Here is a 19746-nt window from a genome sequence, read left to right as displayed (position 1 = left end):
GGGAATCCGAAGTTTTGGCATCTATGGGAATGCAAGCAACTTCAAAGGGAACTATGCCCGTTGTTTTGCTAAAAGAGGGTGGTTCTGAAACTAAAGGACGAGAAGCCCAAAAAAATAACATAGCAGCAGCTAAAATTATCGCCGAAATCGTTCATACCAGCCTTGGACCTCGAGGTATGGATAAAATGCTAGTCGATTCATTAGGCGACGTTACAATTACCAATGATGGTGCAACCATCCTAAAAGAAATTGATGTACAACATCCAGCAGCAAAAATGCTAGTTGAAATCTCAAAAACCACAGATAATGAAGTTGGTGACGGTACAACATCTGCTGTAATTCTAGCTGGTGCCTTATTATCACAAGCAGAATCATTAATTGATTCAGATGTACATCCAACAATTATTGTTGATGGATATAGAAAGGCTGCAAGAAAAGCAAAAGAATTCTTGGAAGAAATTGCTGATACAATTTCTGCAAATGATAAAAATATTTTAAATAAAATCGCAAAAACTTCAATGCAAACAAAACTTGTTAGAAAAGACTCTGATCTTCTTGCAGATATTATTGTAAAATCGGTGCTTGCTGTTTCAGAAAAAACTGGCGAATCTTTTGATGTTGATATTGATGATATCAAAGTTGAGAAGAAAGCTGGTGGCTCAATTAAAGATTCTATGATTATACAAGGTATTGTTCTTGACAAAGAAATTGTTCATGGTGGAATGCCTAGAAAAATTACAGATGCTAAAATTGCATTAATCAATACCGCATTAGAAATTAGTAAAACTGAAACTGATGCAAAAATCAATATTTCAAATCCTCAACAACTAAAATCATTTTTAGATGAAGAAAATAGAATGCTAAAAACAATGGTTGACAAAGTTATCGGCTCTGGCGCTAATGTAGTCTTATGTCAAAAAGGATTGGATGATATGGCTCAACATTATCTTGCAAAAGCAGGAATTATTGCTGTTAGAAGAATTAAAGAAAGTGATCTTACAAAATTAGCAAAAGCAACAGGTGCTAGAATAGTTACAAATCTCGATGATCTTTTTGAAAAAGATCTTGGTTCTGCTGAGGTTGTTGAAGAGAAAAAAATTGAAGAAGACAAATGGGTATTTGTTGAAGGATGTAAACATCCAAAATCTGTAACATTACTTCTTCGTGCAGGTTCACAAAGAGTTGTTGATGAAGTTGAACGTTCTGTTCATGATGCTTTAATGGTTGTAAAAGACGTAATGTTAAAACCACAAATAGTTGCAGGTGGAGGAGCTCCTGAAACATATGCTGCAACCAAAATTAGAGGTTGGGCAAAGTCTTTGGAAGGCAGAGAACAACTTGCAGCAGAAAAATTTGCAGATGCTTTAGAAGAAATTCCAATGGCACTTGCTGATAATGCTGGAATGGATCCAATTGATACACTTACACTTCTTCGTTCAAAACAACAGAAAGGAGAAAAATGGACTGGAATTGATGTAATGAAGGCAAAGATTGGTAATATGAAATCAAGTGATATTATTGAACCACTTGCAGTCAAACTTCAAATTGTTTCTGCAGCTGCTGAGGCTGCATGTATGATTCTTAGAATAGATGATGTTATTGCTACTCAAAAATCTGCAGGTGGTCCACCTGGTGGTGAAGGTGGAATGCCTGGAATGGGTGGAATGCCTGGAATGGGTGGAATGCCTGGAATGGGTGGAATGCCTGACATGGGCGGAATGATGTAAATTATTTTGAAAAATTTCAAAACTTTAATTGTTAATCAAAATTACAAACAACATTGAATCAAATTACCTCTAAAGCACTCACTGGTTTCAAATACATTTACCTGATTGCATTTTTTGCATTACTAGCAGGATTCTTTCATCCCCTTATTACCAATACAAGTTTTGATGGAGTTGTTATTGGAGTGTTGGTATTATTTGTAGGACTTGCAGGAGGTGTTTTGTTATACAGAGCTGCAACATCTGAAAATAAAAGAGCAATATTTCTTGGGAGTGGATTTGCTTTAATGTCTATTTCATTATATTATATTTTTCAGTTAACTGGAAGAACCTAGACATCAAAATAAAGATAAAATTCATGTGGATGTGGTCTAATTGCAATCTCACGTTGATCTCTTCTTTCTAGTTCAATAATCTTATCAATAACGTCATTTGTATAAATTGGACTAAGGAACTTTCTATCACTTTCTAACTCATCTAATGCTTCACCAAGACTTTTTGGAAGAACACCAATTCCTCTCTTAGCTCTATCTGATTTTGTCATTTTGAAAATATCATCACGAACTTGATCACCAGGATCCATCTTTTTCTTTATTCCATCCATTCCTGCTGCTGTTACAGCTGCAAATACAAGATATGGATTTGATGAAGGATCTGGTGCTCTAAATTCAAGTCTTTTAAGATTAGAATAATTTTTGCCCTTGAGATGTTTTGGAACTCTCACTATCGCAGAACGATTTCCAGAACTCCAAGCAATATATGCAGGAGCTTCATATCCAGGTACTAATCTATGATATGAATTAGTTGTTGGATTGCCAATTGCTGATAATGCTTTTGCATGATTAATTATACCGCCACAAAAATATCTTCCAATTTGACTTAATTCAATTTCATCATCTGGATCATAAAATGCATTTTCAGTTCCTTTCCATAAACTAACATTAACATGCATACCCGAACCAGAATCCATTGCAATTGGTTTTGGCATCATTGTTGCAACTTTTCCATATTTTTGTGCAACATTTCTAATTACATACTTGTAAGATTGTGCAGCATCTGCAGCATTTGTCATATAATCATATTTGATATCTATCTCACATTGTCCTGCTGTTGCAACTTCGTGATGATGGTTATCACATAAGATACCAAAATTTTTGTTTAAGATATTAACACATTCATTTCTATATGGTGTAAGAGTGTCTGCTGGAGTACTTGGATAGTATCCTTCTTGTAGTCCCATAGGATATCCATCTCCTGATTGACTCCATGGAGCTTCTTTTGATTCAATTGAATATGATTGGCCTTTGTAAGGCGTTAAAACATCCCAATGTACTTTATCAAATACAAAAAATTCAACTTCTGGACCCCATGTACTAAAGTCAAATCCCTGAGACTTGATATATTCTTCAGCTTTCTGAGAAATTCCTCTTGGATCTCTTGATAGTCTTCCTCTGTTTTCACCCCAATAAACATCACATAGAAGTCTGGCAGTTTTATTTTCAGTTAACCAAGGAATAATTGCAAAAGTATTTGGATCTGGTTTTAAAAGTAAATCGGAATCATCGATACTGGCAAATCCAATAATTGATGAACCATCTAATTTTGGTAATCCATCTCGCATTTGTTCAGGAGTAAATGTATTTGCTGAAATTGTAGTATGGTGAAAATGTCCTGTTAGGCCTGTAAATTGTAGATCAATAAATTGAATTCCTTCATGTTGAATTCTCGAAAAAACTTCGTCTGGTGAATATGTTACTTGGATTGCTTTACCGTGACTGACTTTATATGGCAATTTGTTCTTCAATCAAACACAAATACATCAGTCATTTAAGGATTAGGTAAGAAATGTCAGAAGAAAATCAAATTGATATTATCACATTGCATCATACAGTTTTGCGTGAAACTGAAAGTGATTCACTTTTAGAAATTACTCCAAATTTTTATAGAAATCTAGCTGATTTCATAGGAAATTTACAAAAACAAGAATTTGATGGAATTGAAAATAAAATTAAAGATGCTATGATAGAAATGGTTACAGAACTAACATCATTATTGATAGAAATTAGATTAGATAAAATTTCAAGTTCCTCTGATTTAGAAATAAGTAATTTGTTAGATGAAGAAAAATTCATCCTTGATTCTCAAGAGAAACAAAAAGAAAGAACTGAAATGATTCTTTCAGCTACACTAAATGGAAAATCAAAATTTTTAGAATCATTATCTCAGAGTCACAAAACTAAGAAAATTGTAATTAGATTCCTTCACGAAGTAGATGAAATTGTGGGTGCTGATCTTGAAAAATATGGACCTTTTAAAACTGAAGATATTGCTACAATCCCATATGAAAATGCCCAGGCTTTAATTGCCAAAAATGTTGCAACTAAGGTTCATTTAGAAGATTAGATAGAAATTATACCTTTTATCATCATAATACATGTCTCATACAGGTGTTGATGTGATTGATTTTCTTTTTTATACAATTTATCCTGTAATTGGAATTTTTATGATAGAAATTATTAGCAGAGTTGTAAAATCTCCAAAATGGATAAAATTGTGGATACAAGCAATTGTATCAATTGGTTTTGGAGTTTACTATTGGTTTATTTTACCTGCACCACAAAATTTTCCGTTAACTGCTATGGTAATGTTTGCACTTGCTATTGCCCTGATTTATCAAGGAAGACGTGCAAAAATTTCTCCTGATAAAAGTCCTTATTGATTTTAAAATCTTCCAAAAATTCGTTTTAAAATATTTGGTTTATTACGCCCGCCATCCCGAATAACTTTTTTTTCACCAAATCTTTTTGCCCTGATCTGACTAAGTTTCACACATCTATGTTCCTCAGGAAGTCTGTGTTCAGAACAAAAAGGATCTTTACAATAATTACATTGAAACGGCATATCCGTCAGATCTCCACAATATGCACATTTTTCTGATTGCATATTTTCAATTACTATTTTTCTTTTAATAAAGGTGCTAGTTTTTATTCTAAAATTACTAAATGACTAAACGTTTTTACGATGTTCAAATTTAGATTGATTCAGATATCAAATGATCAAAGACAAAGTTGCAATAATTACTGGAGCTAGTAGCGGAATTGGATTTGCCACTGCATTGACCTTATCAAAAGCGGGAGCAAAAGTTGCAATAGGTGCTAGACGAGTTGACAGATTAGAAGAACTTGCAAAAAAAATATCTGCAGAAGGTGGACAAGTATTTTATCAAAAATTAGACGTAACACAAAGATCTGAATGTGAAAATTTTGCTAAAGCTGTTTTGGACAAATGGGGCTCTATTGATATTCTTGTGAATAATGCAGGACTGATGCCATTAAGTTTCTTCAAAAGCCTAAAGGTTGATGAATGGGATAGAATGGTTGATGTGAATATTAAAGGCGTTTTGTATTCTACAGCTGCTGTAATTTCTCATATGAAAGAAAAAAAATCTGGTCATATAGTTAACCTTTCATCTGTAGCTGGAAGAATTGTTTTTCCTGCTGGCAGCGTTTACTGTGCAACAAAACATGCAGTTGCTGCATTTAGTGAAGGATTAAGACAGGAATTTAGTGTTCGTTCTAATATTAGAGTAACTAGTATTGAGCCAGGAGTAGTTGCAACAGAACTTAATGATACCATTACTGATGAATCTCTAAAAGGATTTGTAGAAAATACAAAGAAAATGGAAGCTTTACAAGCAGAAGATATTGCAAATGCAATTTTGTATGCAGTTGATTCACCATCATATGTCAATGTGAATGAAATTCTAATTCGACCTACAACACAAGAACGCTAAATTGACAAATATTCCTAATGTTGTTATTTTAGGGGGAGGATTTGGTGGACTCTCAGCTGCAAATGAATTAAGAAACACACTATCGTCATCTCAAGTAAAAATTACTGTAATTGATAAAAAAGACTGGTTTATGGTTGGATTTGCAAAATTATGGATAATGAATGGGACACGAACTTTTGAAAATTCTATTGGTTCATTAAAAGAATTAGAAAAAAAAGAAATTGATTTTGTTAAAGATGAAATTACATCAATAAATTTTGAAAGTAATCATGTTGAAACTAAATCACAAAAATTTTCTTTTGATTTTCTAATTATTTCAATGGGTGCAGTTTTAGCTCCCCAAAAAATTCCTGGATTGGTAGAAAACGGATTCAATCTATATGATCATGAACAACTTTCAGAAATTCATGACAAACTTCAGAATATCACATCTGGAAAAATAGCAATTTGTATTATGGGGATGCCTTACAAATGCCCTCCAGCACCATTTGAGGCTAGCTTATTGATAGATTCCATGCTTAGAAAACGTGGTATTCGTGATTCTGTTCAAATTGACTTTTACAGTCCTGCTCCAATAACACTACCTGCGGCTGGACCTGAAGTTAGCAAACGAATTCTTGAATTAGTGAATTCTGAAAAAATTGTTTTTCATAACTCATCCAAAATAAAATCTGTTGAGCCAAAGAAATTAATTTTTGAAAACAGTGAAGCTGATTTTGATCTACTTTTAGCTATACCTCCACATATTGCTCCAAAAGTAATTTATGATTCTGGATTAGCTAAAGGATCTGAGTTTATTCCAATAGATAGATCTTGCAAGACATCATTTGAAAATGTCTTTGCAGTAGGTGATGTTACTAGTTTGACTGTTGCAGAAAAAATAACAGTTCCAAAGGCTGGAGTTTTTGCAGAAGGGGAAGGAATTACAGTTGCAAAAAATATTATATCAAAAATTCAATCAAAAGAAGATTTTGCATTATTTGATGGAAAAGGTGGATGTTTTATTGAATCTGGAAGAGATACTGCATCTGTAATTGAGGTCGATATGTTCACAAATGATAAACCATCAACAAATCTCACAGAATTAACAGCTGATAATCTTTCTAAAAAAATTGAATTTGAAAAAGAAAGATTATCAAAATGGCTCTAGTTTATTCATCCGAATTTTTATTTTTTGAAATATGTTCTAAAATGGCTCTAATCCCAACACTTAATTCGTGATTGTTATTTGATAGATTAAGTTTTTCTGGAAGGCCATTTTTAAAATCTTCAGATTCTGTTTCTATACTTCTTTTTTGAATACAATCTAAATGATCTTCATCTGTTGCAGAAATTTTGTGACAAATCTTACAAAGTTTCATTACTTTCCTTTATTGATAGGACGATTTAATAATTTCATTTTGTGCCTCTGAATCAAGGGAACGTAGTCTAGCTTGGTATGATACTAGTCTGGGGGACTAGTGGTCGCAGGTTCAATTCCTGCCGTTCCCATTACAATTTTAGATTTTTAAGCAATTGTTCAAAATTTTTTTGAGATTTGTCTTGTTTGTATAATTGTAAAGCATAAATAATTTTTTCTTTAGATGGAATTTTGATAATTTTTTGAGTTTTTTTGGAAATTCCTGATCCAATAAAAAATGCTTGGGTAATTGATGTAACGTTAGATGGTTTTCTCTTAGTACTAGAACTTTCAAAATCAATTATGGAAGCTTTTGTCTTACCTACAATAACATGTTTTGAAATATTGCTTAATTCACCATGATCAAATCCAATTTGATCTAATCTATAACAATCTTCCAAAATACTTTTAATTGTTGTTTTTAATTTTTTTGCGCTACCAGTCCCTTTCAATGAATTGATCCATTCACTAAATTTTTCTCCTTCTAGATACTCCATCACTAAAAAATTTTTACTAACATCAATTATTTTTGGACCAACTTTTACAAAATTCACTAATTTCAAAAACTCTGATTCATTTTTCATGTTTTTTCTTTGAGAATCAGTTCTTCTAATTTTTAGAGCAACTTCTTTGTTTCCTCTTTTTGCGATAACTACAACGCCAACGTATCCCTTTCCTAAAATTGCTAAATTTCCAAGTGTAGTAGGTCCTGTTAAAGAAATTGATTTAATTTTTAATTTTTCCAATTCATTAATTCTTAATTTAATTTGATGATCAGTTGCTTTTGGATACCCTAAAATATTTGAATAAGGTTTTTCTGAAAATTTTTTAATTGAAATGAATGAGTGTACCATCTACTGAGATTAATTCAGCGGCTTCCTCTTTAATTGATTTGCTTAGGGCCTTATTTCCTATAGATATCTTGAAACCTTTTTTGAAATCATTTTGAAGACCTTTTGGTATTCCTGTCTGAAGATTTTTTTTCAAAAATTCTTTCAAGAAATTTATTGCATCAGTATGAATTCTTTTTTCTAATGAAATTACCTTTCTTTCATCTCCAACCCATACTAATTCTGCATTTCTAAGATTTTTAGAAATGAAACTATAAGAACTATCTTCCCTGAAGAATTCTGGCCCTTTTTTTTGATATACTTGACTAATTTTTGTAGATTCTAAAAAGAAGAAAAGATAGGCTTCTTTTTGCTGATCAGTATAAGATTTACTTCTTAATACTGTAAATCCTCCCAATTCTAATTGTGTACTTATTGTAGATGTAGCTCTTTTGATTTGTCCCCAAATGATATCAGGACTTCTAGCTTTGAAATCAAATTTGATAACTAGTAAATTATTCCAAAACTTGTTTGCGATTCTAGGTTTTTTATTTTTAAAAAACCCTAAACTTGGTTTATTCTTAAATGCTCTGGAAATTAGAATAAATTTTCCAATATTCTCGTTGGAAATAGCAGCTGCCAAATTTCTGTTACTGTCAATTGGATCAATTACTACAATTGAAGTATCAAATGATCTTGATGTTTTTCCAATTATTTGATTCTCTTTGATTTTTGAAATTGATTTAATTAAATTTTCAAAACTTCCAAATTCAAAAATCAAAACTTCTGAAATATAACCACTAAACCCCTGTTTTGCAATTTCTGCACCATAAATTTTATTTGATTTTAAAAATGTCTTCAAAACTCTGACTTCATTTTTCATTTTTAATGTCAATGATTTCTTCATAAATTCTGTATGAAATGATGATCTATCCGCAGCGCTTTTCCATTCTCCAATTTTTACATCATAACATGGTACCACATTGATTTTTGTGTTTTTGATTTTAGCTTCAACATATGGGTGCTGGGAAAATCTTACATACGGTGAATATTCTTTTAAAGAATCAAAACCAATTTTTTGTGAAATTTTTTCAAACTTTTCTTCAGATGTATTCTTTTTAAATTTGATAAAAATATCAACATCTGCATCTTTTGATAACCATGTACCTTTAGCAAAAGAACCTCCAAATTCTAACCCGATCACTTCAGAATACTTTTTAATTTCTTTTTCTACCAAAGAAAAAGCTATATCTGCAATTTCTTTTTTTGATCTTTCTATTGTTTTTGGGGGAACTACGGATTTAGACACTATAGAAATTATTTGTTTCATTTTTTTGCACTAACCTCCATCAAATCTGAATAAATTGGTCCATTAGAAGTAAGTTCACTTTTTTTTAATTTAATACTAGATATGTGTTGCAATCCAAAATTAATCATTTTTCCATTCTCCAATTCTTTTGATATGTCACCAATCTGCCTTTTAATTCTAAATACTGTGATATGAGGTTTGAATGGTTTATCAGGAAAAAATCCAAGTGGCTCTAATACCTCGTTTACTTTTTTTGATAGTTGAATGAGCATATTGCCTCCATATTCATCTGTACCGATCCAAACCACCCTTGGAAATTTGGGTTTTGGGAATGCTCCGACTCCTTTTAAAAATACATCAAAACTTGAAAACTCAATTTTTTGAAGAGATTGACTGATTTTACTATTCATTTTTTCTGATATGTCACCAATAAATTGTAAAGTGAAATGAAAATTTTTTGATTCAACTGGTTTTACATCAATTTTGCTTTCATTCTGGAACTTTTTGATTGATTCAATGATTTCATCGTTTGTTATTTCAATCGCAATAAAAACACGCATCATGATATTTTTTAAATAATGTTTATAATTATTTCCGGTAACTTCATAGACTTGCTTTATTTTTGATATATGTTGACAAAATTAATTGTATGTTTAACGGGAATGCCTGGTGCTGGCAAGTCCACAATTGCAGATGGACTCAAATCTAAAGGATATGAGATTATCAATATGGGAAACGCTGTAAGAGAGGAAGCAAAAAAACGAAATTTAGAATCTACTAGAGAAAATCTTGGAAAATTAATGTTAGAATTAAGAGAAAATAACGGACCTGGTGCAATTGCAGAATTGGTAAAACCCCAAATCGAGTCTTCTAGATCAAACGTAATTCTAATAGACGGTGTAAGATCAAATGATGAAATTAATGTATTAAAAAAATTTGGTACTGTAAAATTATTAGCCGTTCATGCATCTACTGATACAAGATTTAATTTTTTACAAAAAAGAGGAAGATCTGATGATCCACAAACTAAAGAACATTTTGAAGAAAGAGATAATCGTGAATTAGGAGTTGGTATAAGTAATTCAATCGCATTATCTGATTATGCAATATCAAATGTTGGCTTGACAAAGGAAGAATTAATTGAACAAACTTTCAAAATTATTCAAAGTTGGATAGAATGAAAATTCCTAACATGAATTGTAAAATTGAAATGATCTGTCCAGTAAATCTATCTGAAGATCCAAAAAAAGTCGAATTAGCAATTTCTAATATTTTTCCATTTTCATATATAAAAAATGAAAATTTTTCAATAAAGGCTCAATCAAATGAATTAAGATCATTGGAAAAAATTTATGAAACAATTACATCTAGACAATCTCATAAAAGTTATACCAGAAATTTAGAAAATAATCTGGAAAATAACAAAACTTGGTTTTTTCTAAATAAACAAGCAGCTTTTGTTGAAAAAGTAGCTATTTGTGACGAGGCAGAGGAATCTCCACTAGGCCCAATCAAAGTAATTCTAACATCGTCAAACATTGATGAAATAATAGATTGGATTGCATTTCCAAATTGATAAAAATTAGCTAAGAAAATTAACTCTTTTTTGACTATTTTTTTTAGTTTGAATCTAAAATCTATTTTTTTAAATTATTGATTGATGTTCATTAAACTAGGCATAATTGTAGGTATTGTAATTTTGGGAGCCATGATATTTTCTAATGAAATTGATACTTTATTCCCTTCAACATCTGCAACCGTATTTGATTCCTTAAAAAATGACGTTAGTAATTTTGGATCTAAGGCTTCTGATTCTGTTGAGCAAAGAATTGATGAATCTATTAATAAAATTACAGATAAGACAACTGAATCCATATCTGAAGAAATTAGTGAAGCTGGAAATAAAATGACAAATGAACTTTCTCAAGTAAAGGAATCTTCTCAAAAAGTGATAAAAAAAGAAATTTCAAATTTTAATCCTATAGAGTTAATTCAAAATATTTTTACAGGTGATTCTAATTCAATAACTCAATCACAAAATAATATTTCTACACAAGATTCTATTTCAATACCTTCTGAAACTTTGTCTTTATCAACTAAACAATCTGATGAAAATATCATTCTTCAATATATTGATACAAGTGGAAAAACAAAAAGTGTAAACGTTGTAATTAGAACTGTAGACAAAGAAATTTTTACGGGAACATTTCATACTTCAATATTTGAGACAAATGTTAATAACACAACTGGAATTCCATATTATATTGATATGATCGTTGATCATGAAGATTATGGAACCGTAACATCATCAGTTTATAATCCTGGCGACTCATCTGATACAAAAATTAATGGCATATTTTATCAATCATGATTTATTTTTAAATAAAGAAACTAGTTTTGGTATTGACTCTGCACTAGTGTTTCTAATTATAATATCCATATTTTCTGACATAACTGTATGTTCTGGATTAATTTCTATTAATGTAGCATTGTTTTGTTTTGCATAGATTGGAAGTGTGTTTGCTGGAGATACAACAAGCGATGTTCCTACAATAATCATTAAATCACAGTTATTTGCAAAATTAATGGCATTTTTCCATACCTCTTGAGGTAATAATTCTCCAAACCAAACAACATCTGGTCTGAGTACATTACCACATTTACACAAAGGCGGTAATTTAGAAATCTCTCTAAAGATTTCTTCTTTATAGTCACAAACTGAGCACTTGATCTTTACAATACTTCCATGGAGTTCTAAAACTCTTGAGCTACCAGATTTTTGATGTAATCCATCAATATTCTGTGTTAAAACTACAACTTCAGCATATTTTTCTAATTCAGCTATTGCCTTATGACCCGCATTTGGATGTGCCTGAAAAATATTCTCTCTTCTCTCATTATACCACTCCCAAACTAACTTTGGATTATCATAAAATGCATCAATTGTGGCTAATCTCATTGCATCATGATTTCTCCATAATCCATCTTTTCCTCTAAATGTAGGAATTCGACTTTCCTGTGAAATTCCAGCTCCAGTAACAAAAACTATTTTTTTAAATCTCCGAATATTATCTTCAATTAAATCAAACATATTACTTAATTTCTACTTCTAAAAGATCTCTAGCTGTAATCACTGAATCGTGTATTTCTTGTGCTTCTTTCAAATGTCCAATTTCATCTTTATATCTCGCTGAAAAGTGTGTCAAAATCAAATTTTTTACTTTAGCATTCTTACCTAATGTTGCAGCCTGTTTTGCAGTAGAGTGACATGTTTCTTTTGCTCTTAGTTTTTCTTCATCCAAAAATGTAGAATCAAATACTAAATAATCACAATCTTCAAAGAATTTTTCTAGATATTGTGTAGGCATTGTATCTCCAGAAATTCCAATCTTTTTACCTGGTCGTTTTTCACCTAAAACTTCTTCAGGTTTTATTGTTTTTTTATTAATTGTTATTTCATGACCTTTTTGTAATTCACTCCATAACTTTCCTTCAGGAATTCCTAATTGCTTTGCTTTTTCTAAATTGAATCTACCTGGCTTATCCTTTTCTTTAAATAAATATGAAAATGCATCTATTGAATGACTTGCTTTACCTACATGTATAGAAAATTTTTCATCTTCAAAAATTTTACCTTCGGTGATAGTTGTAATCATTACAGGAAATGATAATCCAAAATTTAATACTTTGATGTTAGAACCAATAAATTCATCAATACCATTAGGCCCAAAAATTTCTAATTTTTCAGTTCTATTTTGCATAGACATTGTTTGCAATAATCCTAAGATTCCTACACAATGATCTCCATGCAAATGTGTAACAAATATCTTCATTTTTTTATTCCATCCTAAACCTGATTTCATAAATGATATCTGTGCAGATTCACCTGCATCAAACATTAAGATCTCTCCATCTTTTTCCAAACAGATACATGATAATCCTCTATTTTCAGTAGGCTGTGCTGCTGATGTTCCTAAGAATACTAGTTTCATTTTATCAAAATTGTTCTTGTCAAGCTTTTATGCCTATAGATATGGTACTTTTTTAATCCAGTCAATTTTAAATTGAAATCTAATTCTTTTTTGTACATTATTGCTACTCTTTTTCGTTTAGGCAGAATTGAAATGAATTTCTTTAGTATTTCTTGAGGTTTATCTGATGTTTTTGAGGCTATTCCATATGGTAAATCAGTCACAATTCCATCAAATTTTTCTGATATTTTTGATAATCCTTGAAATTCTGATTTTATAATTTCAGAATGATATTTGTTAGCTTTTAGATTTTCTTTGGCTATCTCACACATTTTTTCATCAAAATCAAGACCAATACCATGAATTCCCATTGATTCTGCCTCTAGAAGTGTAGTGCCTGTCCCACAAAATGGGTCACAAACAGTTTCTCCTTTCTTTAATCCTATCAAATTTATCATCAGTCTTGTTAATTTCCAATCCAATTCATGAGGAAATGTTTTGATCTTTTTGGGCCTTATTTGATTTTTGACACGTTTTGAAAATCCAAAAAAGTTTTCATTATTTGTAAAAATCAAATATACTGTAATATCTGGATTATCTAATTTTACTTTTGCATGAGAAAATTTTGATATCATATCTCCCATGGAACTTTCTAATTCTGGAATGTTAAATTGATTTGATGACAAGTTTATTACTCTACAAACAAATGTTTTTGCATTTTTTAACACTCCTACATTCTCTTCATCCAAAAACAATCCTGACATTTTTCTTAAAACTTGCCCTGAAATTTTTACAAATGTTGCTCGTTTTGTTATTTCATTCCAATTTGTTTTAGATTGAACAATGACTAAATTAGAAATCACTTTAATTTTTGAAAATCTATCATACATTTTTGTAATTGCTGTAATTTCATCTATTGCAAGTTCTAAATAATCTTTAGATAAGACAAAAAAACTTTCTGGCATTATGAAATTGCCTTTGCAATGATATTAGAAATATCAACAATAGATGTTTTACCTGGAATAGTATTTGTACTAATAATTTTTGTTACTCCTGCTTTTCTAATTCTTTCTTCTGCATTATTCATTAATAATGCATGTGTACATGCAACATACACTTTTTTACATTTTTGTTTTTTGAGAAATTGAGTAGCTTTTACAATACTTCCTCCAGTACTAATCATATCGTCAACTAAAATTAAATCTCTATTAGCAACTTCATCAAGATTCTTTGTTTTTATCTGAACCTTTCCCGTCTTTCTATCTCTCTTTTTTTCCAAGGCAATATACTCCGAACCTAATTCTCTTGCAAACTCTTTTGCTCTTTCTTTTCCTCCTTGATCAGGTGATACAACAAGAGGATCTTTTAGGCTCAATTTCTTAACAAATCGTACAAGTTCAGGAATTGCAGATACATTCTCTGCTTTTATTGTAAAATGTCTGAATCCCATCATACTATGAATATCGACAGCAATAATTTTTGATGCACCAGCTCCTTTGAATAATTTGCCAAGAACTTTCATTGTAATAATTTCTCCTGGTAAAAACTCTCTATCTTGTCTTGCATATCCCAAATATGGTATCACAGCAATAACCTCAGATGATGTCTCTTTGGCTTTTGAAATTAATGATAACGCTTGAATTAGATTTGTATCAACTGGAGGATAAATCGATTGCACAACAATAGATTTTCCCTTTGAAATTTTTCCACTAAGAGTAATTTTACTTTCTCCGTCCTCAAATACTCTTACTTGTGATTTAACAAAATTTGCCTTCATTTTTCTAGATAATTTTCTTGCTATGTCCTCAGAAGATTTACCTGCAATTACTGATAATTTATTCAACAAGAAATGTCAATTAATGGGATTCTTAAGTTTTGAGAAGATCATTCTTCTCCACCACTACCGCGACCAAGATCTCCTATGCCATATTCATCAACTACTTTATCTCTCTCATCTTTGAGATTATCAATCTCCTTTTGTTCACGTTTTTCATCTCCTTGGTATACTGTTCTAATTGGCCATGGAATTCTTATATCGTATTTCTTAAACTCTTCATACATTATCATTCTCATGTCAGTTTTTGTTTTAAACTGTGAACCATAATCTCTTACGTAAACCCATACTGAAAAATCTAATGAAGAATCATTGAATTGGTTAAACCTTACAACTGGTTGATTGATATCAACATGAATATCTTTATCACAACCACAACTAGGTTGATTATTTTTCAAGTATGGACATCTAATTTGTCGAACAAGATGTTTACCCTTACTATCTACAACTTCATTCATTGCACGTTTTCCAACCTTGACAAGAATAGCTGCAACTTGTTTAGGATCATTAAGATAAGAAACACCTACATCTACAATAGCGGGTACCATCTTATTTCCTTGCGTATAATTGACTATCTGAGCATTAACTAGTTGTCTTGTTGGAATAATTGCAATTGATTCATTTAATGCATCTTTAACATATGTAACTCTAGGCGTAATTTTGTGGACATATCCATTATATCCTGTATCAAGTTTAATTCGCTCACCTTCAACGAAAATCTTATCTTTTCTAATCAAAATATATGCAAAATAATTTTGCATAGTCTCTTGTAATGCTAGTCCCATTCCAATTGCTAATCCACCTGTAGCTGTGGCAAGTACGATCAAATCAACTCCCCACCAAGCAACAACCCCTAAAATTGTTGCAACAAAAATTCCAACCGGAAGAATCTGTTTTGCAGATTTTGGAATATTTTCATTTTTCTTTTTTGCATATCCTGGAGGGCGAGAACTTGGAATTATTGGTTCATAACTATTTGTCCTTTTTTCCTCTCTCCAAACATCGATTGGAAAAATTTCATCAGGTTTTGCTCCAGGTCTTAACTTTCTTCCAGATTGATTGTTACCTGTAATACAGTTATGATAATATTTTTCATATTTCATTCGTTCAGATTTTTTCCACTCTTCAAATGGATTATCAACTAATTTTTCATATCCTCCAATTGGATTTCCTCTAGTTGTTCGAAATGCTTCTAATTCTAACATGCCTTCTTTTGTTTTCAGTTTTTCTTTGAATTCTTTTTCTTCAATATCTTCTGGAGCAATATTTGGTGGAACCCACTTGTACAATTTATGAAACAGATCACCTTTGTCATCGATGAACCCTCTCATTTCAAACCAATTATCAAAATCTTCTTTTTCTAATCCAGTTTTTTCATGTTTATTTAGAGCAATTGGAACAAGATGAGAAATTGTATAACCAATTACCAAAATATTGAATGTATTGAGAATTTTTGCAAAAATTTCTTGAGGTGACATATATTTGTCCTCGACTAATGATGAATCTTCTCCTAACAAAAGACCACTTTGAATGTGAACATTGATTACCGTGATAAACATAATCGCAAAAACTGGAAGAACTGCTCTACGTAGAAATCTTGAAAAATGAGGTTTTTGATAATAAAATTTCTGTGATCCTACCCAAGATGAAAATTTTCTATAACTAAGAGCTATCCCAACAATGCCTGCAATCATTATGAAAAATGCAATTTGAAGTGATTCAGATGATGCTAAAAGATGTCCTACTGTTTCAAATTCCCCTACAGAAATTTGTGTCAAGTCTTCTTCAGCCATAATTAATCACCATTCTATTCAAAATCTATTCTAGAATACAAAGGTTAACACATATTATTATTTAAAATTCTGAACAAATCATTTTTGCAGTCAAATCTTCACGCCTGAACAGTTTGTAACTTTTATCAAGGGGAATTGTATTATTTATGAAATGACCTATCAAGAGACTGTATGGAATAATTCACCCTCATTAAAATCATATACATTATCAAATTTTCGTACTCTCCCACAGATTCAGGCTCTTGGTGAAGAAGTTCAATTTGAAATGGAAGTTGTAGGAAATGTTTTACCGTTTAAAGCAAATAATTATGTTGTAGAACAATTAATTGATTGGAATAATATCCCTAATGATCCTATCTTTGTACTGACATTTCCTCAGAAAGGAATGTTAAAGCCAGAACATTATGAAAAAATGGCTAATGCATTAAAAAATAATTTGGATAAAAAAGAAATTACATCTATTGCAAATGAAATACGTTTACAACTTAATCCACATCCTGCAGGTCAAATGGAACTCAATGTTCCTACTCTAAAAGATGGGACAAAACTTTATGGAATGCAACATAAATACAAAGAAACTTGTCTTTTTTTCCCTAGTCAAAGTCAAACATGTCATGCATATTGTAGCTTTTGTTTTAGATGGCCACAATTTGTAGGAATGGATGAAATGAAATTTGCAATGCAAGAAGGAGAACAACTAGTTCAATATGTTAGAGAACATCCAGAAATCTCTGATGTCTTATTCACTGGTGGTGATCCGATGATTATGAAAGCAAAAATTTTCTCAAAATATGTTGATACATTAATTGATGCAAAATTACCTAATCTTAAAACAATTAGAATTGGAACAAAATCCCTTGCTTATTGGCCTTACAAATTTTTAACAGATTCTGATTCTAAGGAAATGTTAGACATATTCAAAAAAATTACAGATAACGGATTACATCTTGCATTCATGGCGCATTTTAATCATCTAAACGAATTATCAACAGATGCTGTAAAAGATGCAATCAAAGCTGTCAGAAATACTGGTGCTGAAATTAGAACACAATCTCCATTATTAGCACACATTAATGATGATGCAGAAATGTGGAAAAACATGTGGACTAAACAAGTTCAGCTTGGATGTATACCATACTATATGTTTGTAGTAAGAGATACAGGTGCACAACACTATTTTGGAGTTCCATTGGTAAAAGCATACAAAATTTTTAGAAAAGCATATTCTTCAGTTAGTGGGTTAGCAAGAACTGTTCGTGGACCTAGCATGTCTGCTACTCCAGGTAAAGTACACGTTATTGGAACCGCAGACCTAAATGATCAAAAAGTAATTGTTTTGAGATTTTTGCAGGGTAGAAATCCTGACTGGGTACAGGTTCCATTCTTTGCAAAATATGATGAAAATGCAATTTGGTTAGATGATCTAAAGCCTGCATTGACTGAAAAATTCTTCTTTGATGATGAAATGAAAAATTTCAAAACAAAACATCCAACTGAAGATTATCCTGAATCTTAGAATTAACCTGACTAACTTGACAACTCTAACTTACAAGACCATATTAGTAAAATAAAAAATAACAAATATCAAAATTGAATGTAGAACAAGTATTACAAGCTATTAAAAATGAAAACATTTCATTCATTGATTTTTGGTTTGTAGATATTTTTGGTGAATTACATAATGTTGGAATGCCGAGTTATGCCATTGACGAAAATAGTTTTGCAAATGGTCTTGAAAAATTAGATGCAAGTTCAATTGTTGGATTCAAATCTGTTAATAATTCTGATATGATTTTAATGCCTGATCCAACTTCATTTAAAATTCTCCCAAATGATTATGATCCTGGCAATAGAAAAAATGCAAGAATCTTTTGTGATCTCTATGACGGAAGCATAAACAAAGAATCTCGATACAATCGAGATTCAAGAGGAATTGCAGAAAAGGCATCAGAAAAACTCCATGATTTTGGTTTAACTCATACCAACTGGGGACCTGAAATAGAATTTTTTGTATTTGACGCTATCAATGTTTATCCTTCTCCTTATGGTGCAACCCATTCTGGAGGTGGTTCTGGATATTCCATTGAATCTAAAGAATCTCCCTGGGCAAAAGGAAATGTAAGTACTGCAATAGATATCAAAGAAGGGTATTATCCAGCACAACCAAAGGATACTCTTGAAGGATTTAGAAAAGATGTATGTGATGATTTGTATAATTATTTTGGAATAAAAATTGAAGCAGAACATCATGAAGTAGCAACTTCTGGTCAATGTGAAATCAATTTAGTCTATGATGAAATGGTTTCTATGGCAGATAATGTAATTGCAGTTAAAAATTTGGTAAAGGTAAAAGCTAAAAGAAAAAACAAAGTAGCAACTTTTATGCCAAAACCAATTTTTGGTGATAATGCATCTGCAATGCATACACATCAAAGTTTATGGAAAGAAAATTCGAATGTAATGTATGATAAAGATGATAATGTAGCTCAAATGAGCCAAACTGGAAGGTATTATGTCGGAGGAATTCTAGATCATGCATCAGCATTATGTGCAATTTCAAATCCTACAACAAATTCTTACAAACGTCTTGTTCCTGGATTTGAGGCCCCTGTCAATGTCTGTTGGGGACTAGCAAATCGTTCAACTGCTATTAGGGTTCCTATGTATAATAGAAATCAAGAAAAAAGTAAAAGAATTGAATATCGTGTACCTGATCCAACTGCGAATATCTATCTTTTAGAAGCTGCATTATTGTTAGCAGGATTAGATGGAATCAAAAACAAAACTGATCCTGGTGATCCTGTTGAAGAAAATGTGTACAAACTTTCTTCAGAAAAGAAGCGAGAGTATAAGATTGGATCATTACCAGTATCGTTAAAAGATTCACTTGATTCTTTAGCAAGCGATTCAAATTTCTTAAAAGAAACTTTTACAAAAGATTTTCTTGATGCTTATTCTGAATTAAAATACAAAGAATATACTGCATTTGCACAAACTCCTACAGCTTGGGAAGTTTCAATGTATGCTGATGCTTAATTGGTACAAATATCAAAATATTCTAAAAATCATTGTTTTTAATGAAAATTAGTAGAA

The 19746-nt window shown here is 31.2% G+C and carries 22 protein-coding genes and 1 tRNA gene; 12 read left to right on the top strand and 11 right to left on the bottom strand.

Going from position 1 to position 19746, the window contains the following annotated elements:
- The first annotated feature begins 23 nt into the window (after nt 1-23).
- Nucleotides 24-1727: a thermosome subunit beta gene (gene thsB / locus ACW9XA_RS03520; protein WP_457763086.1), complete on the top strand. Its 1704-nt coding sequence runs from the start codon at nt 24-26 to the stop codon at nt 1725-1727.
- Between the two features lie 53 nt (nt 1728-1780).
- Nucleotides 1781-2059 carry a hypothetical protein gene (locus tag ACW9XA_RS03515; RefSeq protein ID WP_457763017.1) on the top strand — a complete coding sequence of 93 codons (279 nt, stop codon included), beginning with the start codon at nt 1781-1783 and terminating at the stop codon, nt 2057-2059.
- On the opposite strand, the gene glnA (ACW9XA_RS03510) is transcribed toward ACW9XA_RS03515, so the two are convergent.
- A complete protein-coding gene (gene glnA / locus ACW9XA_RS03510; RefSeq protein WP_457763016.1) occupies nt 2056-3516 on the bottom strand; it encodes a type I glutamate--ammonia ligase in 1461 nt (486 codons plus the stop codon). The two genes, ACW9XA_RS03515 and glnA (ACW9XA_RS03510), sit on opposite strands and share 4 nt — an antisense overlap.
- 53 nt (nt 3517-3569) lie before the next feature.
- Here glnA (ACW9XA_RS03510) and ACW9XA_RS03505 point away from each other — a divergent pair, with 53 nt between their 5' ends.
- Both ACW9XA_RS03505 and ACW9XA_RS03500 read left to right on the top strand, forming a co-directional pair.
- Complete coding sequence (locus tag ACW9XA_RS03505; RefSeq protein ID WP_457763015.1) at nt 3570-4127, top strand: DNA replication complex subunit Gins51; 558 nt, start codon at nt 3570-3572, stop codon at nt 4125-4127.
- Between the two features lie 31 nt (nt 4128-4158).
- Nucleotides 4159-4443 carry a hypothetical protein gene (locus ACW9XA_RS03500; protein WP_300323132.1) on the top strand — a complete coding sequence of 95 codons (285 nt, stop codon included), beginning with the start codon at nt 4159-4161 and terminating at the stop codon, nt 4441-4443.
- 2 nt (nt 4444-4445) lie between these two features.
- On the opposite strand, the gene ACW9XA_RS03495 is transcribed toward ACW9XA_RS03500, so the two are convergent.
- On the bottom strand, nt 4446-4667 hold the full coding sequence (locus ACW9XA_RS03495) for an AN1-type zinc finger domain-containing protein (RefSeq protein WP_300323134.1): 222 nt from the start codon (nt 4665-4667) through the stop codon (nt 4446-4448).
- A gap of 109 nt (nt 4668-4776) precedes the next feature.
- Here ACW9XA_RS03495 and ACW9XA_RS03490 point away from each other — a divergent pair, with 109 nt between their 5' ends.
- Together ACW9XA_RS03490 and ACW9XA_RS03485 are read left to right on the top strand one after the other, a co-directional pair.
- The gene (locus tag ACW9XA_RS03490) at nt 4777-5517 is read left to right on the top strand and encodes an SDR family oxidoreductase (protein WP_457763014.1); all 741 of its coding nucleotides are present in this window, start codon (nt 4777-4779) and stop codon (nt 5515-5517) included.
- A 1-nt stretch (nt 5518) separates the two neighbouring features.
- A complete protein-coding gene (locus ACW9XA_RS03485) occupies nt 5519-6667 on the top strand; it encodes an NAD(P)/FAD-dependent oxidoreductase (protein ID WP_457763013.1) in 1149 nt (382 codons plus the stop codon).
- Nucleotide 6668: 1 nt separating this feature from the next.
- On the opposite strand, the gene ACW9XA_RS03480 is transcribed toward ACW9XA_RS03485, so the two are convergent.
- Nucleotides 6669-6878 (bottom strand): hypothetical protein, encoded by a 210-nt coding sequence (locus tag ACW9XA_RS03480; RefSeq protein ID WP_457763012.1) that lies wholly within the window; start codon nt 6876-6878, stop codon nt 6669-6671.
- Nucleotides 6879-6934: 56 nt separating this feature from the next.
- Between ACW9XA_RS03480 and ACW9XA_RS03475 the strand changes: the two genes are divergently transcribed.
- A tRNA-Pro gene (locus ACW9XA_RS03475) sits at nt 6935-7008 on the top strand.
- On the opposite strand, the gene ACW9XA_RS03470 is transcribed toward ACW9XA_RS03475, so the two are convergent.
- From ACW9XA_RS03470 to thpR, 3 genes are read right to left on the bottom strand one after another with little or no spacing between them, the layout of a single operon-like run.
- Entirely contained in the window at nt 7009-7770 is a 762-nt protein-coding gene (locus tag ACW9XA_RS03470) for an RIO1 family regulatory kinase/ATPase domain-containing protein (RefSeq protein WP_457763011.1), read from the bottom strand.
- Nucleotides 7745-9076, bottom strand: a complete 1332-nt coding sequence (cca, locus tag ACW9XA_RS03465) for a CCA tRNA nucleotidyltransferase (protein ID WP_457763010.1) — start codon at nt 9074-9076, stop codon at nt 7745-7747. The genes ACW9XA_RS03470 and cca overlap by 26 nt, the downstream gene beginning before the upstream one ends.
- Nucleotides 9073-9615, bottom strand: a complete 543-nt coding sequence (gene thpR, locus ACW9XA_RS03460; RefSeq protein WP_457763085.1) for an RNA 2',3'-cyclic phosphodiesterase — start codon at nt 9613-9615, stop codon at nt 9073-9075. Before thpR ends, cca begins: the two co-directional genes overlap by 4 nt.
- 69 nt (nt 9616-9684) lie before the next feature.
- Here thpR and ACW9XA_RS03455 point away from each other — a divergent pair, with 69 nt between their 5' ends.
- From ACW9XA_RS03455 to ACW9XA_RS03445, 3 genes are all read left to right on the top strand, one after another.
- Nucleotides 9685-10236 carry an AAA family ATPase gene (locus ACW9XA_RS03455; RefSeq protein WP_300323146.1) on the top strand — a complete coding sequence of 184 codons (552 nt, stop codon included), beginning with the start codon at nt 9685-9687 and terminating at the stop codon, nt 10234-10236.
- The gene (locus tag ACW9XA_RS03450; RefSeq protein WP_457763009.1) at nt 10233-10631 is read left to right on the top strand and encodes an RNA-binding domain-containing protein; all 399 of its coding nucleotides are present in this window, start codon (nt 10233-10235) and stop codon (nt 10629-10631) included. Before ACW9XA_RS03455 ends, ACW9XA_RS03450 begins: the two co-directional genes overlap by 4 nt.
- Before the next feature lie 84 nt (nt 10632-10715).
- The gene (locus ACW9XA_RS03445; RefSeq protein WP_457763008.1) at nt 10716-11426 is read left to right on the top strand and encodes a hypothetical protein; all 711 of its coding nucleotides are present in this window, start codon (nt 10716-10718) and stop codon (nt 11424-11426) included.
- On the opposite strand, the gene ACW9XA_RS03440 is transcribed toward ACW9XA_RS03445, so the two are convergent.
- The 5 genes from ACW9XA_RS03440 to ACW9XA_RS03420 are packed head-to-tail and all read right to left on the bottom strand — an operon-like array spanning nt 11421 to nt 16653.
- A complete protein-coding gene (locus ACW9XA_RS03440; RefSeq protein ID WP_457763007.1) occupies nt 11421-12146 on the bottom strand; it encodes an SIR2 family NAD-dependent protein deacylase in 726 nt (241 codons plus the stop codon). The two genes, ACW9XA_RS03445 and ACW9XA_RS03440, sit on opposite strands and share 6 nt — an antisense overlap.
- A 1-nt stretch (nt 12147) precedes the next feature.
- Nucleotides 12148-13047: a ribonuclease Z gene (gene rnz, locus ACW9XA_RS03435; RefSeq protein ID WP_457763006.1), complete on the bottom strand. Its 900-nt coding sequence runs from the start codon at nt 13045-13047 to the stop codon at nt 12148-12150.
- Nucleotides 13044-13991 (bottom strand): TRM11 family SAM-dependent methyltransferase, encoded by a 948-nt coding sequence (locus ACW9XA_RS03430; RefSeq protein WP_457763005.1) that lies wholly within the window; start codon nt 13989-13991, stop codon nt 13044-13046. The genes rnz and ACW9XA_RS03430 overlap by 4 nt, the downstream gene beginning before the upstream one ends.
- On the bottom strand, nt 13991-14869 hold the full coding sequence (locus ACW9XA_RS03425) for a ribose-phosphate diphosphokinase (protein WP_457763004.1): 879 nt from the start codon (nt 14867-14869) through the stop codon (nt 13991-13993). Before ACW9XA_RS03425 ends, ACW9XA_RS03430 begins: the two co-directional genes overlap by 1 nt.
- 41 nt (nt 14870-14910) lie before the next feature.
- Nucleotides 14911-16653 (bottom strand): mechanosensitive ion channel family protein, encoded by a 1743-nt coding sequence (locus ACW9XA_RS03420; RefSeq protein WP_457763003.1) that lies wholly within the window; start codon nt 16651-16653, stop codon nt 14911-14913.
- A gap of 151 nt (nt 16654-16804) precedes the next feature.
- Here ACW9XA_RS03420 and ACW9XA_RS03415 point away from each other — a divergent pair, with 151 nt between their 5' ends.
- Together ACW9XA_RS03415 and glnA (ACW9XA_RS03410) are read left to right on the top strand one after the other, a co-directional pair.
- Complete coding sequence (locus ACW9XA_RS03415; RefSeq protein ID WP_457763002.1) at nt 16805-18169, top strand: KamA family radical SAM protein; 1365 nt, start codon at nt 16805-16807, stop codon at nt 18167-18169.
- Nucleotides 18170-18243: 74 nt separating this feature from the next.
- On the top strand, nt 18244-19689 hold the full coding sequence (gene glnA, locus ACW9XA_RS03410) for a type I glutamate--ammonia ligase (RefSeq protein WP_457763001.1): 1446 nt from the start codon (nt 18244-18246) through the stop codon (nt 19687-19689).
- Nucleotides 19690-19746: the final 57 nt, after the last annotated feature.

This window comes from Candidatus Nitrosopumilus sp. bin_6a (genome assembly GCF_054095695.1).
This window is presented reverse-complemented; position numbering and strand designations above follow the sequence as displayed.

Bases quoted from the DNA above. Each gene is read 5' to 3' on its own strand.
- thsB (WP_457763086.1), top strand. From the start codon at position 24: ATGGGAATGCAAGCAACTTCAAAGGGAACTATGCCCGTTGTTTTGCTA.
- ACW9XA_RS03495 (WP_300323134.1), bottom strand. From the start codon at position 4,667: ATGCAATCAGAAAAATGTGCATATTGTGGAGATCTGACGGATATGCCG.
- ACW9XA_RS03470 (WP_457763011.1), bottom strand. From the start codon at position 7,770: ATGGTACACTCATTCATTTCAATTAAAAAATTTTCAGAAAAACCTTAT.
- ACW9XA_RS03445 (WP_457763008.1), top strand. From the start codon at position 10,716: ATGTTCATTAAACTAGGCATAATTGTAGGTATTGTAATTTTGGGAGCC.
- rnz (WP_457763006.1), bottom strand. From the start codon at position 13,047: ATGAAACTAGTATTCTTAGGAACATCAGCAGCACAGCCTACTGAAAAT.
- ACW9XA_RS03500 (WP_300323132.1), top strand. From the start codon at position 4,159: ATGTCTCATACAGGTGTTGATGTGATTGATTTTCTTTTTTATACAATT.
- ACW9XA_RS03480 (WP_457763012.1), bottom strand. From the start codon at position 6,878: ATGAAACTTTGTAAGATTTGTCACAAAATTTCTGCAACAGATGAAGAT.
- ACW9XA_RS03490 (WP_457763014.1), top strand. From the start codon at position 4,777: ATGATCAAAGACAAAGTTGCAATAATTACTGGAGCTAGTAGCGGAATT.
- ACW9XA_RS03440 (WP_457763007.1), bottom strand. From the start codon at position 12,146: ATGTTTGATTTAATTGAAGATAATATTCGGAGATTTAAAAAAATAGTT.
- ACW9XA_RS03430 (WP_457763005.1), bottom strand. From the start codon at position 13,991: ATGCCAGAAAGTTTTTTTGTCTTATCTAAAGATTATTTAGAACTTGCA.
- cca (WP_457763010.1), bottom strand. From the start codon at position 9,076: ATGAAACAAATAATTTCTATAGTGTCTAAATCCGTAGTTCCCCCAAAA.
- ACW9XA_RS03505 (WP_457763015.1), top strand. From the start codon at position 3,570: ATGTCAGAAGAAAATCAAATTGATATTATCACATTGCATCATACAGTT.
- ACW9XA_RS03450 (WP_457763009.1), top strand. From the start codon at position 10,233: ATGAAAATTCCTAACATGAATTGTAAAATTGAAATGATCTGTCCAGTA.
- ACW9XA_RS03415 (WP_457763002.1), top strand. From the start codon at position 16,805: ATGACCTATCAAGAGACTGTATGGAATAATTCACCCTCATTAAAATCA.
- thpR (WP_457763085.1), bottom strand. From the start codon at position 9,615: ATGCGTGTTTTTATTGCGATTGAAATAACAAACGATGAAATCATTGAA.
- ACW9XA_RS03455 (WP_300323146.1), top strand. From the start codon at position 9,685: ATGTTGACAAAATTAATTGTATGTTTAACGGGAATGCCTGGTGCTGGC.
- ACW9XA_RS03420 (WP_457763003.1), bottom strand. From the start codon at position 16,653: ATGGCTGAAGAAGACTTGACACAAATTTCTGTAGGGGAATTTGAAACA.